Source organism: Photobacterium galatheae (assembly GCF_000695255.1).
Lineage (GTDB): Bacteria > Pseudomonadota > Gammaproteobacteria > Enterobacterales > Vibrionaceae > Photobacterium > Photobacterium galatheae.
On the sequence record NZ_JMIB01000002.1, the window covers coordinates 89666 to 105858 of the forward strand.

The window sequence follows — 16193 nt, forward strand, 5'->3', positions numbered from 1 at the left end:
CTCTTTCATCTGATAAACAATGCCGGCCAATCGTCACTTCAGTGATGGACTGACTGACAGTGGAATCTTGATATAGGCTTTGCCGTTATTTTCTGCCGCAGGCATCTGGCCCCCACGAATATTCACCTGAACCGAAGGGTACAGAAGCCGGGGGACATCCAGCGTCTTATCTCGGGTTTCCCGAACCGCAATAAATGCCGCTTTGTCTGTCCCGTCATGGATATGTATGTTATTGCGAGCGCTCTCTGCGACTGTCGTGACATAAGCCAGCTCACGGCCACCCGGTTGATAGTCATGACACATCCACAACTGAGTCTCTGGCGGTAAGTGATGCAGACGGCTCACACTGTCATACAACACGCCCGCATCACCACCGGGAAAATCGCAGCGTGCGGTGCCGCTGTCAGGCATAAACAAGGTGTCGCCAACAAAGGCATTGCCTTCGATCAAATAAGTCACACTGTCATTGGTGTGACCCGGAGTCGCAAGCACCTGCCCCTGTAAGGTACCAATCAGAAACGTTTCTCCGTCTTCAAATAAATGATCGAACACGTCGCCATTTGCCGTTAACTCGGTATCATTGATGTTGAAAACCAGCTTAAATGTCTTTTGTACCTTGGTAATCCCTTCTCCGACACCGATCTTGCTGTTCAGTTGCCGACGTAAATAGTGCGCAGCCGATAAATGGTCTGCATGGGCGTGTGTCTCCAGAATCCAGTCCACGGTCAGGTCATTTTCTTTAATGAAAGCAAGCTGCTCATCTGCAAACGCCGTCCAAACTTTGCCGGAGTTTGCTGCAAAATCGAGCACGCTATCAATAATGGCCGCATGTCCACCTTGCCTGTCGTAAACGACATAACTTATGGTGCTGGTATTCTCGTGATAGAAAGCTTTGATCAATGCATTCATGGTTATTCTCCCTTTGCATTATTTTCTATATATCGTATATTACACATGTACGATTTAATTTAGCAAGTTTTTGAGGTAACGATGATCACCATTTTGATGGGTTCAATTGCCATCGGACTCAGTTTAGGCGTCCTTGGCTCCGGGGGTTCAATTCTTACAGTCCCGGTACTGGCCTATGGCCTAGGCCAGACAGAAAAGCAAGCCATCGCCAGTGCCCTGCTTATTGTCGGTCTGATCAGCAGTGTGTCTTCTTTTTCTGGCATCCGACAGCGTCTGGTGCACTGGCCGCTGGTTTGGTTGTTTGGCTTGCCCGGCATGGTCGGTACATACCTTGGCGCATGGTTCGCCAGCTTTACCACCGGCATCGTTCAGATGACGGTCTTCGCAACAGTCATGCTGGCCGCCGCCTGGCGTATGTTTAAACCATCCAAAGCAGCACCAGAGACACGTTCAGAACCATCAAACTGGCTAACCGGCTTTCAGGGGTTACTCGTTGGTGTACTCACCGGCTTTGTTGGAGTCGGCGGTGGCTTTCTGATTGTCCCCGCACTGGTTCTGCTCAGTGGCCTGGCCATGCGAACTGCGGTTGCCACCAGCCTGGTGATCATTGTGATGAACTCTTTCATCGGATTCCTGAAATATCAGCAAGTGCTGACTGAGAGTCAGACACAACTGAACTGGCACATCATCATGGTCATGACGGCTATTGGCATTGCAGGCAGCCTGACGGGTCAGCGCCTGTCCGGTCGGTTACCCCAGCAAAAAATCAAAAGTGCTTTTTCAATCTTCCTGATTCTGATGGCAGGGTTCATTTTGTACCAATCCCTGCCTGCTTTATTTCCTGCATTCACCCTCTGATTGATAAGGAGTCAGACGATGCTTGTTAATGGACGAAAACTGGCCGAACACGCCAAAGAAAATATCCGGGAAATCAGCTGCCATGAACTTGCAGTCTTGATGAATAAAGACATGATTCTGATCGACGTCAGAGAACAGCATGAGACAGACAGCGGTCTGCTGCCGGGCGCAGTGCATATGTCCCGGGGTGTCCTGGAGATGCAGCTGGACCAGCATCCTGCGGTTGCGCATCATCTCGATCCGTTAGCAGTGATGGCTCAGCAACCGGTCTACCTGTATTGCCGCTCCGGTGCCCGTTCAGCGCTTGCTGCTGAATCACTGCGCCGAATGGGATTCTCACAAGTCTATTCGCTGGCTGGTGGGATCCAGGCCTGGCAGGAAGCCGGTTTCCCTGTGGTCCGTCTTCAAGCACGTTGAGCAGGAAAATCATCTCAGGAGCGCATTTCTTCCTGATTTCCTCTAAAGTGGAACAGCACTCATGAGGTTCTGCATTCCGGGTGCCTGTCGTCAAGAGATCAGTAGTCAAGAGATAAACAGCCAAGTTTTGAGCATTCAAGCTTTAAGTATTCAAGAAAAGTAATATGGTGGAAAAGTAATGACCAAAATCGTAATTATCGGGGGAGTTGCAGGCGGCGCATCCGCTGCTGCCCGTGCAAGACGTTTAAGCGAAGATGCACAAATCATCATGTTTGAGCGTGGCCCTTTTATTTCTTTTGCCAACTGCGGCCTGCCCTATCATATCGGCGGAGACATTCCTGAACGCAGTAAACTGCTGTTACAAACACCGGAAAGCTTTAAAAGCCGTTTTGATGTCGATGTCCGCGTCATGAGCGAAGTCATCGCAATCAATCGGACCGACAAAACTGTGACCGTCCGAAACGGTCTCTCCGGCGATGAATATGATGAACAATACGATTATCTGATCCTCAGTCCGGGGGCCGCTCCAATCATTCCGGAGATCCCGGGTCTCTCGAATCCACTGACTCATTCCCTGCGTAATATCCCGGATATGGACAACATCATCTACGCCATTGAGATGAATCAGGCCGCGCATGCAACAGTTGTCGGTGGCGGCTTTATCGGCCTGGAGATGATGGAAGCGCTGCATCAGCGTGGCATCAAAACCACCCTGCTGGAGTTAGCGGATCAAGTCATGACGCCCACTGATCCTGAAATGGCTGGATTTGTGCATCAGGAAATTCTTGAGCAAGGTGTGGATCTTCGACTGGGCACCGCATTGACTGCCGTCGAATATAATGGCCGTGAGCCTGTCGCCAGTGTGGATGCCGGTGAAGATGACAGCGGTCAGCATCTGCTGGGGCACTTACAGCTCACCCTCAGTACCGGTGAGACCATGCAGACCGATTTATTGATCATGGCCATTGGTGTCCGTCCGGAAACTTCCCTTGCCAGCGATGCAGGGCTGACACTGGGTCCTCGGGGCGGCATTCAGGTTGATACACAAATGCGAACTAGCGATCCGGCTATTTTCGCTGTAGGCGATGCCATTGAAACACTTGATTTTGTCACAGGTGACCCTGTGCTGGTTCCGCTCGCCGGGCCGGCGAATCGTCAGGGACGCATGGTCGCGGACGTCATTTTCGGCAAAGATGAGCACTATCAGCGAACACAGGGAACCGCCATTTGTAAGGTCTTTGATCTGGCCATTGCATCCACCGGCATGAACGAAAAACGTCTGAAGCAAGCACATATTCCTTATGAGAAGGTCTATGTGCATACCGCCAGCCACGCGGGTTATTACCCGGGCGCAGAAGCCGTTTCCCTGAAGCTGATGTATGCACCAGACAGCGGAAAAATTCTGGGCGCACAGGCAGTCGGTAAAGATGGGATTGATAAACGCATCGATATCCTGGCGGTGGCCCAGCGAGCCGGCATGACCATCGAACAGCTTCAACATGTTGAGCTTTGTTATGCACCACCCTACGGCTCAGCAAAAGATGTGATTAATCAGGCCGCCTTTGTTGCCTGCAATATCCGCAGCGGCGACATCCGTCCTGTGCATTATCACGAATTGGGCGATCTCAGTGAACATCAGATCCTGCTGGATGTCCGTAATCCGGGAGAACTGGATGCACAGGGAGCCATTCTGGGTGCCATCAACATTCCGGTAGACAGCCTGCGCGAACGTATGGATGAACTGCCAAAGGACAAAGAAATTCTGGTTTACTGTCAGGTCGGACTGCGCGGCAACGTGGCTTGCCGACAACTGAATCACCGGGGTTACACAACGAAAAATCTGGTTGGCGGATACCGGACCTATCGCATCGCACAGCAATAGTTCAGTAGCACCTGCACTCAATCAGGGAATTTTATTCCTGATTGGGTGCTTCCCTGCCTTTCCCCTGAGCGGCTTCCCGCAGGTTTACTCGCCGTCAATCCAGAGTTTGTGAAAATCACTGTAGCCTGTTTTCGTCACCTGAATTCCTCTGACCTGACAGACGTTCAGGATTTCTTCTTTGCCAAAGAAAAGCGGCAAGTATTGGCGTGAGGCCAGCAAGTCCTGCTCAATGTTCACGAAGGCGTCAGCAGGTGATTGCCGCGACACCGCCTCATCCACCAGCCGTTGATGCTGTCGCCAGGATTCAGGTTCGGCATACAAAAAACGCAGGCCGGAAGAAGCCAGCATCCATTCATACACGCCATATTCATGGGGAAGCTCCATCACTTCTTCCAGAAACAGCACATCAGCCTTGTCTTTCATCAGAGACGGATCGCTGATGTCCTCCAGTTCGATTACTTCCAGTTCAAGCCCGGTCTCTCTGATCGCACTGTGCAGCCAGTGTGCCAGCTTCGCTAAATGAGGAATCGTCCAGCGAGGTTCAGTCAGCACCAGTTTTCCTTTCAGCCTGAGGTCAACAGGCCGTTCTGCATCTGAAGGCGCTGAAAATGAAGGTTCTGAAAATGACAGTCCGGAGACAACATTGCCGCCATCAAAAGTATGTCTTTTCGCCGCAATGTAATCCATAAGTCGCTCCAAATCTTCAGGCAGGATCGCTGCATCCTTCCGAAATCGTGCCGTCAGATAAGAAAACGACTGGAGCGTATAGGTTTCCTGAACACCATCATCCTGGTTCTGCTGCCCCAGATATTCAATAAGCTCTCCCCCTTGATGGCTCAGCGTGATCCGATCCAACAACGCGGATTGCCTGAAATAAGACGGATGAATATTCAGCACCAGCTTATCGTCATCCCAGGCTTCAAGACAAAATGGGCCTGTCCCCACAAACGCCGGGCGACCATTGGCATAATATCTGACATCTTGCGTCACAATAGCCGCATGGTGGATGGCAAGGGCGTGGAGAAAAAGCGGATTTTTTGCCCTCAGCCGAATACGTAAGCTTTTGGCAGATAAACGCGTAACCGAAACGATCTGACTGAACAAATAACTCACAGGTCCGGTTTCAGTCACCAGACGCTCAAGACTTGCAATCACATCCTCAACCGTCAGGAATTTATCATCATGGCGTCGGATATCAGTGCGAATCCACAGGGTCACATCATTTTCACAGGTTTCCCAGGCGTGAGCGATTCCCGGCAGCAATCTGCCCTGCTGATCCTGAATCAGTAAGGTGTCATAAACACTTTTGATGACTTGCAGTTCGGCAATCCGGTATGTTTTGGCGGGATCAATCGTATCGACCCAAGGGTATCGGGTAATCAACAATTGGTTATTGGCTTCGTTCCAGTCGTTCTGCTTTTCGGTCACGAGAGATAAAGCTCGCACAGCAGTACAGCCATAAAGTGACAGTAACTTAGACACAGAGCCAAAGTGACCACTCGCAATTTCCGGTTGAAGCACACTGCAAATCGCCTCTTGCAATGACACTTTCACCCGGAGTGTACTTGCTTTACTTCTTCCGACAGATGGGAACCAGTCAATCCAGCCGGCTTCGCACAGCTTACTCATGATGGTCGACGTATTGCGTCTTGACGTAGACAACACGGCTTCTAATTCTTCAACAACAACAGAATAGACCGTGTGGCATTGATATTTGGAAAGGAGTTGGTTCAACCTTCTGAGATTCGCTTCACTCACAACATTCTTAGCCAGAAATACGCAAGGGGAATGCATCATAAAGCAAAAAGTCCCCAATGGGTATGGGGACTCTGAAAAGATCATTAGAAATGGTAGCTTAAGCCCAAAGACAATTGCTGGAACTCAGGTTCAACCGACAACGATGCGCCAGCAACATTCAGTATATCCAGCTCAGGCTTCAGGTAATCCCAGCTCGCCCGAACTTTCAGTTGTTCATTGAAAGCATACTCAGCCCCCAGACCAAACATCAGCGTGGTGTCACTGGTCGAAACCGTTGTATAGCCAGAATAACCATAGAGACTGTTTGATGCCGTAAAGTCAGCACTGAAGTGTGCCAGACCCGCTTTTGCAAACACAGCAAATTGCTCGGTCAGCGGCAGTGACAGTTTTGGCTGAACCGCAAAATAGGTCATGCGATCCACAGTGAGCGTTGGCTCTTCTAACGCATCAATCCCACCGACCGTTACTTCGACCCCGAGGTATGGATTAAAGTTATACCCGGCGAACAGGCTACCGCTCATCATGCGTTCATCGGCATCGTATGACTGGGAACCTGACATGCCAAGAATATTGCCGTTTACATCGACACTGTTGATTTTTGTCTGACCGAGACTTGCCCCGATATAAGTTTCTGCCTGTACAGAAAAAGAAGACACGCAAACTGCAAACACTGCGAAAGGTAAAATATGTTTCATTGTTCATTGCCCTGTTTATTTTGATATCTATCCACTGCGCTTCCTTGGGCAATTCAGTGACAAAGCTCCGTTTGCTGAATAGGTCGCAATCATGCAGAAAATGAACAGGGGAAAACAGGAACAGATACGGCGTTTTTTTTCTCGTTTTTGTCACTATCCTCTTCATTGTGAAACAATTAATTGCAGCAACCTTTCGACCTGAATGTCATTTCCTCTTGAAACCAGATCAAAAAAGCTTACTCAATTGCTTGATATTCAATCAGATTTATTTATGTTGTTCGTTTACTCTCTGGATCCCGAACCGCACGTTTCTTTACGGGGTTCACAACACTTCCGCCAGAAAGCACCGCCACGATTCTCCACATGGCTATAAGCACTTTCAGGCAATTGAACATGTTACGTTTACGATAATGATGGATTTATGAATCTTAAAAATCAGCCTGAATCCGAAGCAAACCGTCGACCATTAGCGGTCAGGGACGTCGCCCTGACCAAACGCATTGCCGTCTGGTTAAGCCGTAAAAACATCACGCCGAACCAAATCTCGCTCATGAGTATTGGCTTTGCTGTAATCGGTTTCGCCGCCCTGCTCTGGTATCAGCATGCATCCCATGCTGTGCTGCTCTTGCTGGCTGCTGCCTGTATTCAGTTTCGCCTGCTGTGTAATCTGTTCGACGGCATGGTCGCCGTGGAAGGCGGTAAAAAAACACCCGCCGGGGAACTGTTCAACGATGTGCCGGACCGTATTGCCGATCCGCTGTTTATCATTGCAGCCGGATTTGCAACCCATTCAGCCTTCGGCATGACGCTGGCCTGGAGCAGCGCTTTGATTGCGGTACTGACTGCCTATGTCCGCGTTTTGGGTGTCAGTATGGGCTGCCCGGCTGATTTTCGTGGCCCGATGGCCAAACAACACCGGATGGCACTCCTGACGGGAAGCTTCATTCTGTTGTTTGTCAGTCGTGTCTTTCACTGGCTGCCGAACATCCTCAGTTATACGCTGGATACCGCACTGGCAATCATGCTTATCGGCACCGTGATCACCACCTGGCGCCGTCTGACAGGTATCTATCGCTTTAAAGCCCGTGAGCACAGTGCTGAAACGGCCGGAGACACAAAACATGACTAGTATTCCTCCGCATTCATTGCATCTGATGATCGCCATTCTTGGCGTGCTGGTGCTGGGCACACTGGTGTATTTATGGAAATCCCGTGCCCATCCAGACCGGGATTATCTGGAACTCAAACTTCGCATCCGTTCCTGGTGGTGGATGATTGGCATCGTTTTTGTCGTACTTTATCTGCCCCTCACCTACACCCTGTTTTTTGTCGGTTTTCTCAGCTTCATGGCCCTGAAAGAGTTTCTTTCGATCGTGCCAACCCGAATGACCGACCGCCGGGTGATCTTCTGGGCATACCTGTCGATTCCGTTTCAGTACTACTGGCTGTCAATCGGCTGGTACGGCATGTTCATCATTTTCATTCCGGTCTATGTCTTTTTGTACCTGCCAATGATGATGGTACTAATCGGCGATACCAAAGGCTTTATCCGCTCAGCAGGGATTATTCACTGGGCCATGATGCTGACGGTGTTCTGTATCAGCCACATGGCCTACCTGCTGGTCCTGCCGAGTAAAAACCCGGATGCCGGATCACTGGGTATGCTGTTGTTCTTGCTGGTCTTTACCCAATTCAACGATGTATGTCAGTACGTCTGGGGGAAATCCTTCGGCAAACACAAAATTGTGCCCAAAGTCAGCCCGAACAAAACCTGGGAGGGTTTTCTCGGCGGCAGCGCAACCGTGATTTTAGCTTCATATTTTGTCGCACCGTATCTGACTCCCCTGACCTCATTTCAGGGGCTGGTGGCCGGGATGATCATTGCGCTCAGTGGCTTTATCGGTGATCTGGTGATTTCTTCTGTGAAGCGTGACCTGCAAATTAAAGATACCAGTCAGTTCATTCCGGGGCATGGCGGCATTCTGGATCGCATCGACAGCCTGATGTTCACCGCACCGCTGTTTTTCCATTACATCTATTATCTCTATTACTGAGGAAGCTATGGCTCACTTACTCAAGGTGTTATTCGTTTTCTTCATTGTAAAGCCCCTTGTGTTTGTGGGCTTAGGGCTGAATATCATTCAGCGGCAAAACCTGCCCGCAGATGGCCCGGTTGTTGTGGCTGCCAACCATAACAGCCATCTGGACACACTGGTCCTGCTGGCCCTGTTCCCGATTTCGATCATCCACAAAGTCCGCCCGGTTGCTGCGGCGGACTATTTTCTGGCCAATAAGCTGGTTGCCTGGCTGTCGCTCAATGTGATTGGCATTATCCCGCTCCGTCGTTCCCCTTCCCCCAGCCAGCGTGAAGCTGTTTTGCAGGAATGCCATCAGGCACTGGAACGCGGTGAGATTCTGATCATCTTTCCTGAAGGCAGTCGGGGTGAGCCGGAAATCATGAGCGGGCTGAAAAAAGGTATCTACCATCTAGTGAAAGACCATGATCGCTGCCCGGTCACACCTGTCGTCATGCGTGGACTGGGGCGTTCCTTGCCCAGAGGCACAGCGATGTTCGTACCTTTCAATTGTGATGTCGTGATTGGCGAACCCATCGACCATTTTCAGGATGCCGATGACTTTGTCAGCACCATGCAGGCACGCTATCAAGCCCTGTCAAAGCACTGCATCACGCAAACGGGGGAAGATCATGACGGTGCCTGATCAGTCAGGGCTGTTCATCGGCCAGACATTGTCGCTGGCCCTGATTGCTCTTTGAGCTGAATTCAGGAAAAATCTGCCACCTGTCATAAAAAAGCACTTCAAACGACTTGTGTCTGAGAAACCGGTTTTGAAATCAGTAAGGAATAACACGTGAAATTTCCCGTTGCCGCAGTACTGGCCTGTTTATGTACCCCACTCGTGTTTGCAAAAGAAAACCTTCATGTCGAACTGCTGCCACCACAAACACAGGCTGAAAAGCAAGCGGTCAAAGACATCAAAGCCAGTCATGTGAATCAGACCCTGACCAAGCTTTCAAATCACTTTTTTCCGTTTGATAAAACACTGAATCTTGTCTATGGCAAAGATGAAGGGCCTTTGTACAACCCGGAAAATCATACAATCTATATTCCCTATGATTTTTATACAGAGTCCCAGCACTATTTTTCTGAGAATAAATACGAAAAGAAATATGGAAAATCTGCAAATGACGGAGCGCTGGATACACTGTTACATACCCTGCTGCATGAAGTGGGTCATGCTTATATTGAGGACAAACAGATTCCAATCCTGGGGAAAGAAGAGGACGCCGCCGATAACTTTGCGACCATCATTCTGCTGAACTACGTGGATGGTGGCGATGAAATCGCTATCAGCGCTGCGGATATGTTCGCATTCGAATCGGCTGACCGCCCAGATTACTATGACTTCGGTGAGTATATTGATGAGCATAGCTTTGACTTACAGCGTTACTTTTCAACGCTTTGCTTAGTCTATGGCAGCAACCCAGAGAAATATCAATATCTGCTGGATGAAGTCGAAAAGGATTACCTGAAAGACCGAAAAGACTTCTGTGCCGAAAATTTTGATGTTGTGAACGATAACTGGCATCGTTATTTACCGTCTGACAAGCAGTAATCTGCCAATCATTATCAACGGGTGACCACGTCTTTATCCTTCCTTCCGGACAAAGACGTGGTCACCCGTTGGAAAAACATAAAATGGCTGAGTGATCCCCTTCCAAATGAGACTCACGAATCACGCTGCTCCCATTCACTTCGAAGCACCCCATACTTCACAGAGTCGTAATATTCCCCTTGATAGTAACGTACTTTGCGCAACCTCGCTTCTTGCTGAAATCCCAGTTTTTCAGCACAGGCCATCATTCGGGGGTTGCCGGACCAGGTCGTCAGGCCGACCCGTTCAATATCAAGCTTCGCAAACAAATGACTGACCCATTGAGGCAAAGCCAGAGAAGCCAGACCTTTTCCCCAACAGCTTGAATCATAAATGATCACACCAATTTCCAGCCACCGCGTCGATTCACACTCCCAATAATAACTCACTGAGCCAACAGGTTTCCCATTCAGCACGATAAGCTGCATTGTTCTTCCCTCGCACAGACGAATAAACGTACTTTGGGAAAAGTCGGCGAAGGATGGCGTGGTATAGGGAAAATAGGGGCCGTTAAACTTGGTCCAGGTTTCATCTGAAGTCACCAAATGGTAGAGCGTCTCCAGCTCAGTGTGCTTTGCTGGCCGAATCGTCACCTCGTTCTTTTTCATTTCACTTCCTGTGTCGTTCAGCAACAGATGTGTTGTCAACGCTCGAACCGTCATGTGCCACTGTAAAGCAATAAGTTATTTTCGATGCACAGCTTCGTATATCGCTCATCTCGTGACCGATTTCCGAACATAAAATAATGCAATCAGAAGCCCCAAAGCAAAACTCACAATATGGCCGGGCTTTGGAAGGTGATTCTCTGCATAAATAATATCTAAGACGAATGCCGGAAAAATCACCCAACCTAAAACGAAAGCAGTTATTTTCGTTCTCAGCTGACCCGAGGCATACAAAACAACGCCAGCGGCAGCCAGCGCTAATATGCCTTGAGAGCCGCCTGTCCCGAGATTCCAGGGTGCAGGCACAGTAAAAGTACTCACAAAAGTCCCCGCAGAACCCGCCAGAAACCAGATGGATACAAAGACAAAACGGCTCATCCGAGTCTCAAGCAAACAACCCAAGACAAACAATGAAAGCACGTTGTAAAACATATGAAACTGTTTCACATGAATGAATTGTGACACCAATAACCGCCACAACTCAAAGTTCAACAGATGTTCCAACGTATAGCCACCATAAGGTTCCAGCTCCGGAACTTTAATCTGTCCAGCGAGCGTCCCTGAAATTGTGTCATTCACCGCGAGGGACACAATAAATGTCGAAATACACAGGATAAAAGTTACGTAAGGGAATTGCCTCGATAACATCTGTTTATTCCATTCTGCAATTGAGCCACATGCACTCTCCTTGCTTGCACTCAGCAATTTATCACCATTAGCAGCCCACATCCCCGACACAGATAAAGCTCACATCTGCTGAATTACCCCAAGCGTTGCACGTATCCAGATAATTCACTCTGATACGTGATTTCGCATGATAAGCCGCAAGAACCGCTGATAAAGTAGCCTGATATCTGGGTGAAGTATTGTCCATTGCAAAACGCCCTGTCACGTTGCATCCCTGAGCAACATTATTTTCCAACTGAAAGATAATGATCTCTTTATTTGCATTTGAATAGGGGATGTACCCGGTGATAACACCGGATTGAGAAGCTGCATTCACTGAAAATGATGTGAGTGCAAGCAGTGCTAAAATGACTTTCTTCATATCAACTCCAAATCGTTACATAGGTTGTTATCCGCATTTCAATCCAATAACTGACATGGTGCCTGCCCATCATCCCATGTCATGCGTTCTTTCGAAGCAAATATCTGCTGAACAACCATTGGCGTCCAATATCAGTTTCATCTGACCGATGAAGATAAAATCTTTACATGTCACTAAATATTTGTATATATGTGTCGCCTTCATTCATCAGTTATGACACAAAATAAAAACAATGAAAATACTTTATATCATCATGCTTGTCATTTCACTATCCGGCTGTTCAAGTATTATAGCCCGGGTGGGTGAAAATCATCAGAATGGGAATGAATACGCCGGCGTAAGTTACGCTGTTGAAAATGCGGCCAATTGTAATTTTTCATTATTTGTGAATGCACCCCCTGCGATCATACTCATGCTGCCGATATCCATCGCTGATATTCTGGCATCTGCGGTCATGGACACCGTGCTTTATCCAATCGATGCATGGGTTGAAAATAACAACCGTCACAAATCGGCGCTATGTCGCGCGACCCTGCACACAAAATAGTATTCAGCACAGCAATCAAAGACAGAAAAAACAAAAGAACATCTGAATGATGTTCTTTTGCTTCTAAAACCATGCACTGACTTCAGCTTTTGTTCTGTATCACTTCTAAAGCTTTTTCTAAAGATGAATCCAAGCCGGCATCTCTCGCACTTCGCTCGAAAGGACTTACAGCAATATCTGGTTTGACACCAAGGACTTCAGCATTCTCACCATCACTGTTTTGATAATATTCATTGCTCATTTCATAAAACCAGCCATTGGGGAGCATGCGAGGAAAAGTATCGGAAGTTGCACCGCCTGTTGACTCACCAACAATCCGCACTTGAGGAAGCGTTGTCATTGCCAGTGCGAATGATTCCCCCGCACTGAATGTCCCATTTGCAGTAAGTAAAATGACATCTCCCTGATAACGGCGTGCACGCGCTGGCTTTGCATAAACTGAATGACTGGGCCATAAACTCCCTTCAAAAGCCGTACTGATTTCCCATACCAGATGCTCCTCAGTCAGAAAACGTTTGATGAGTTCAAGCGCTTGTAAGTCATAGCCACCTTCATTATCTCGAATATCAATGATCAACGACTCTGTTTCATTCAAATTCACGAATACGTCATCGAGTAATTGATTAAATTTGTCGTTTGCATGAGATATATCCTGCCTTTCTATACCAGACAAATCGATATAATTGACAAAGTGAGATACAGATAAATATCCAATTGATTGACTACCCTGTTCAATCATTCCCCAATTCAGTCCCAGATCCTGATTTTGAGCACGCTGAAGAAATGCAGTTCCAGTCTGGGCATTCATATACTGGCTTATATTTTCGATCATTTGTTGACGTTGATTTTCGACATAATGATCAATCTGTTCGCCACTTAATCCATCAGCAATCGCTTCCTGTATCAGCAGTGCACTCAAATGTGGTTTTGCTTCATAGCTAATCGGCTCCTGAGCAAGGTCAAAATATAAACGCGTGTGCCCGTCACTTAATTGCTTCAGTATTTCAGAAAAGACAGCGAGCAGCCCAGCCTCATCCTGATTAGACAAGTCGTGATAATACTTCTCGTCAATCTGCCCCCAATCAATATTGCGTTCTTTGAAAAAAGCATAATGCGCTTTCATATCCTGCCAAAATACACGAAACACTTCTTGTGCATTAAACTGATAGCTTGGGTCGTCAATGGTCGGAATCATCCCATCCGTACAAATTTCGTCCAAATGATGAATGTAATTGTAGGAGACAGGGGCTGTATCATAGGGCCGACGATAAATCAGTGTGTCGTCGAGACGGATGCTATTTTTTTTCATTAAATCAAGTGGATCTAGGGTGATACTCTGAAAACATGAATTTGCTGTCACTTGCCAGGTTTGAACATCATCAGCCGATATTTTCTTTATTTCCCCATACAACGGCGAATACCACAGACCTTCAATTTGAGCATCTGAATCTGGCGGACTGTCAGAATTACAACCCATCAATGCAGTACACATCAGTGGTATCGATAAGTAAGCGCTGAAATGCATTATCTATTTCCCTTCATTTTGTAAAAATGTCAGGAAAATTCTAATGTTTCTGCGTATCAATTGATGTCTGTACTCTGTCTGCTTTCTGTCTCTTCTTTGTCACGCTTTACAGCACACTTTAATCAGTGAATTGAATCACAAATCGCGCACCGCCCCACTGACTGCTTTCAACCATAATTGACGCCTGATGCTGATGGAGTATTTCCTGTACAATCGCAAGTCCTAATCCGACACCACCGGTTTCCTTCGATCGGCTTTCATCCAGACGGTAAAATGGCTGAAAAATTAACGCTCGCTTTTCTTCTGGTATCCCAACCCCATCATCTTCAACGATTAAATGCGTCAATCGATCAGATTGACTTAATGAAACATAGATGTGTTGCGTCGCATATCGGTCCGCATTAAATACCAGATTATTGATGACGCGCTGAATGCCAATCGTTGATGCAGAAATATAAATCGGCACCTCACAACTGAATGAAATTGACTTCTTACAATGCTGACTCAGCGTCTGAACTTGATTTTCAATCAATTCGCTTAAGTTAACATTTGATAAATCTGCCGGTGTTGCCAGTAACTCATATTTGCTAAATTCAAGAATTTCAAAGATCAGTGATTCCATCTCGTCACAATCTTTGAATAAATTTTTGATACTCTGCTTTGTACCGACCGGCAGTTCATCCAGCTCAATGAACTCCAGTTTCAATTGAAGCCGAAATAATGGTGTTTTCAGCTCATGAGATATCGCCCGGAGCAAATTTCTTTGTCTGGTAAACATTAACTCAAGTTTTTCTGCCATATGGTTAAAAGTTTGGTTCACACGACCCAGTGCTTTGAAACCCGTATCGACTCGGCTGGACAGATCTCCATTCGCAAGCCGCTGACTTGCCTTTTCCAGCAGACTTAGTCTGTACTGAAGCCATAGCGTATAGACAAAGAAGCTCAGAATAATGAGCGTCAGTGGTAAAATAAACTGAATCAGCGTTAAAATGAATTCCGCGTTTTCATCCACACCCAGTGCGGAAAATTGAATGAGTTCTTTATCTAATATTTTTGCTGTGACGGTCTGTAACTGTTCATCATGAATATTTTCGACTTTTATTTTTGGTGCAGAGGCAACCCCATCGATTGTTGCCAGTGGCTTAATGGTTAAATTGGTATTGACAGAAATTTTCTCCAGAAGATCATACCACTGTGTTTCTGATAACGAAGGTCGTGCGGCATCAAGCGCGTAAACATAAGCCAGATAATCTAATGCGACATCTTTTTTTAAACTGGTGGAAAAGTGTTGTGTGGCAACCGATGACAGCCATGGATAAATCTGAAAAAAAACAATAATAAATAAAATGGCTTTTAATGTAAATCGTACTAGTAACATGCTTCCTGCTTATCATTGACGAGTAAATATCCCTTGCCCCTGACGGTGATAATAAATTGATAAGGCAATTCATCACCAATCTTTTTCCTTAAATTCATCACTTTATTATCGATTGAACGGTCTAGCCCATCAAAATCCCGACCAAATAGCTGTCTTGAAATATCATCACGTGTCACGATATTATCAGCATTTCTCGCAAGTAAACTGAAAAGTGTAAACTCACTGTCTGTCATTTCCAGGTTTCTTTCATCTTTATAAACCGAACGACGTGGAAAATTTAATTGAAATGGCCCGATCGACAACTGTTCAGAAGGCTGGTTACTCTGGCAATGGGTCGAAAGTCTGATTAAATTACGCAATCTCGCAAGAATAATTCTTGGATTTACCGGTTTTTGAATATAATCATCAGCTCCCATTTCTAGCAACATGATTTGATCGATGTCATCTTCACTCGCAGTGAGTACAATAATTTTCCCCTGAAACCGGTTTTGAAGCGCCCGGCAGACACAAATCCCATCCACTTCGGGCAACATCAGATCAAGTAACACAAAATCTGGCTGATGTTTCAAGGAATACTCAAGCCCCGCTTTCCCTGAGTGTTTCAGGCAGACGCTAAAGCCATTTTTTTCGAAGAAAGCACTTAACAAAATTGCCAGCTCAACGTCATCTTCGATGATGACTAAATGTTTATTTTTATGATTTTCTTTCATTGCAAATTCATAATGTACAAATACATCAATTCCCTGAAATGGCTCTATGCCACTTTTTTGCCCAATTCATCTAAAACAATTTATCGAAATCAGTCAGTGCTAGCAATGCGCTTTACTGACACCGTC

General features: G+C 46.9%; 17 protein-coding genes. 8 read left to right on the plus strand and 9 right to left on the minus strand.

The features are described from left to right. Positions 1 to 33: 33 nt before the first annotated feature. Positions 34 to 909: an MBL fold metallo-hydrolase gene (locus EA58_RS00830; RefSeq protein WP_036747776.1), complete on the minus strand. Its 876-nt coding sequence runs from the start codon at positions 907 to 909 to the stop codon at positions 34 to 36. An 81-nt stretch (positions 910 to 990) separates the two neighbouring features. Here EA58_RS00830 and EA58_RS00835 point away from each other — a divergent pair, with 81 nt between their 5' ends. From EA58_RS00835 to EA58_RS00845, 3 genes are all read left to right on the plus strand, one after another. After that, the gene (locus EA58_RS00835; protein WP_036747778.1) at positions 991 to 1767 is read left to right on the plus strand and encodes a sulfite exporter TauE/SafE family protein; all 777 of its coding nucleotides are present in this window, start codon (positions 991 to 993) and stop codon (positions 1765 to 1767) included. Positions 1768 to 1785: 18 nt separating this feature from the next. Continuing rightward, positions 1786 to 2184, plus strand: coding sequence for a rhodanese-like domain-containing protein (locus tag EA58_RS00840; protein WP_036747779.1), 399 nt, complete (start codon positions 1786 to 1788; stop codon positions 2182 to 2184). Between the two features lie 178 nt (positions 2185 to 2362). Beyond that, positions 2363 to 4066, plus strand: a complete 1704-nt coding sequence (locus EA58_RS00845) for an FAD-dependent oxidoreductase (RefSeq protein WP_036747782.1) — start codon at positions 2363 to 2365, stop codon at positions 4064 to 4066. Positions 4067 to 4150: 84 nt separating this feature from the next. Here the strand turns inward: EA58_RS00845 and EA58_RS00850 are convergent, their stop codons facing one another. Beyond that, complete coding sequence (locus EA58_RS00850; protein WP_161781007.1) at positions 4151 to 5863, minus strand: ABC transporter substrate-binding protein; 1713 nt, start codon at positions 5861 to 5863, stop codon at positions 4151 to 4153. Between the two features lie 44 nt (positions 5864 to 5907). After that, complete coding sequence (locus EA58_RS00855) at positions 5908 to 6519, minus strand: outer membrane beta-barrel protein (protein WP_051641816.1); 612 nt, start codon at positions 6517 to 6519, stop codon at positions 5908 to 5910. 421 nt (positions 6520 to 6940) lie between these two features. On the opposite strand from EA58_RS00855, the gene EA58_RS00860 reads away from it, so the two are divergent. The 4 genes from EA58_RS00860 to EA58_RS00875 all read left to right on the plus strand — a co-directional run bounded on the left by EA58_RS00860 (position 6941) and on the right by EA58_RS00875 (position 10155). Continuing rightward, the gene (locus tag EA58_RS00860; protein ID WP_036747788.1) at positions 6941 to 7648 is read left to right on the plus strand and encodes a CDP-alcohol phosphatidyltransferase family protein; all 708 of its coding nucleotides are present in this window, start codon (positions 6941 to 6943) and stop codon (positions 7646 to 7648) included. After that, complete coding sequence (locus EA58_RS00865) at positions 7641 to 8573, plus strand: phosphatidate cytidylyltransferase (RefSeq protein WP_036747791.1); 933 nt, start codon at positions 7641 to 7643, stop codon at positions 8571 to 8573. The genes EA58_RS00860 and EA58_RS00865 overlap by 8 nt, the downstream gene beginning before the upstream one ends. Before the next feature lie 7 nt (positions 8574 to 8580). Next, a complete protein-coding gene (locus EA58_RS00870; RefSeq protein WP_036747794.1) occupies positions 8581 to 9240 on the plus strand; it encodes a lysophospholipid acyltransferase family protein in 660 nt (219 codons plus the stop codon). Positions 9241 to 9390: 150 nt separating this feature from the next. Continuing rightward, on the plus strand, positions 9391 to 10155 hold the full coding sequence (locus tag EA58_RS00875) for a DUF4344 domain-containing metallopeptidase (protein WP_036747797.1): 765 nt from the start codon (positions 9391 to 9393) through the stop codon (positions 10153 to 10155). A 113-nt stretch (positions 10156 to 10268) separates the two neighbouring features. Here the strand turns inward: EA58_RS00875 and EA58_RS00880 are convergent, their stop codons facing one another. The 3 genes from EA58_RS00880 to EA58_RS00890 all read right to left on the minus strand — a co-directional run bounded on the left by EA58_RS00880 (position 10269) and on the right by EA58_RS00890 (position 11907). Then, on the minus strand, positions 10269 to 10802 hold the full coding sequence (locus tag EA58_RS00880) for a GNAT family N-acetyltransferase (protein ID WP_036747798.1): 534 nt from the start codon (positions 10800 to 10802) through the stop codon (positions 10269 to 10271). A 105-nt stretch (positions 10803 to 10907) separates the two neighbouring features. Then, positions 10908 to 11588, minus strand: coding sequence for a rhomboid family intramembrane serine protease (locus EA58_RS00885; protein WP_235199517.1), 681 nt, complete (start codon positions 11586 to 11588; stop codon positions 10908 to 10910). Then, a complete protein-coding gene (locus EA58_RS00890) occupies positions 11575 to 11907 on the minus strand; it encodes a hypothetical protein (RefSeq protein ID WP_036747800.1) in 333 nt (110 codons plus the stop codon). Before EA58_RS00890 ends, EA58_RS00885 begins: the two co-directional genes overlap by 14 nt. A 232-nt stretch (positions 11908 to 12139) precedes the next feature. Here EA58_RS00890 and EA58_RS00895 point away from each other — a divergent pair, with 232 nt between their 5' ends. After that, complete coding sequence (locus tag EA58_RS00895; RefSeq protein WP_081819512.1) at positions 12140 to 12454, plus strand: YceK/YidQ family lipoprotein; 315 nt, start codon at positions 12140 to 12142, stop codon at positions 12452 to 12454. Between the two features lie 82 nt (positions 12455 to 12536). On the opposite strand, the gene EA58_RS00900 is transcribed toward EA58_RS00895, so the two are convergent. The 3 genes from EA58_RS00900 to EA58_RS00910 form a co-directional block, all read right to left on the minus strand. Continuing rightward, on the minus strand, positions 12537 to 13979 hold the full coding sequence (locus tag EA58_RS00900) for a S41 family peptidase (RefSeq protein ID WP_036747802.1): 1443 nt from the start codon (positions 13977 to 13979) through the stop codon (positions 12537 to 12539). A gap of 118 nt (positions 13980 to 14097) precedes the next feature. Then, a complete protein-coding gene (locus EA58_RS00905) occupies positions 14098 to 15357 on the minus strand; it encodes an ATP-binding protein (protein ID WP_036747804.1) in 1260 nt (419 codons plus the stop codon). Continuing rightward, positions 15348 to 16067, minus strand: a complete 720-nt coding sequence (locus tag EA58_RS00910; protein WP_036747806.1) for a response regulator transcription factor — start codon at positions 16065 to 16067, stop codon at positions 15348 to 15350. Before EA58_RS00910 ends, EA58_RS00905 begins: the two co-directional genes overlap by 10 nt. Positions 16068 to 16193: the final 126 nt, after the last annotated feature.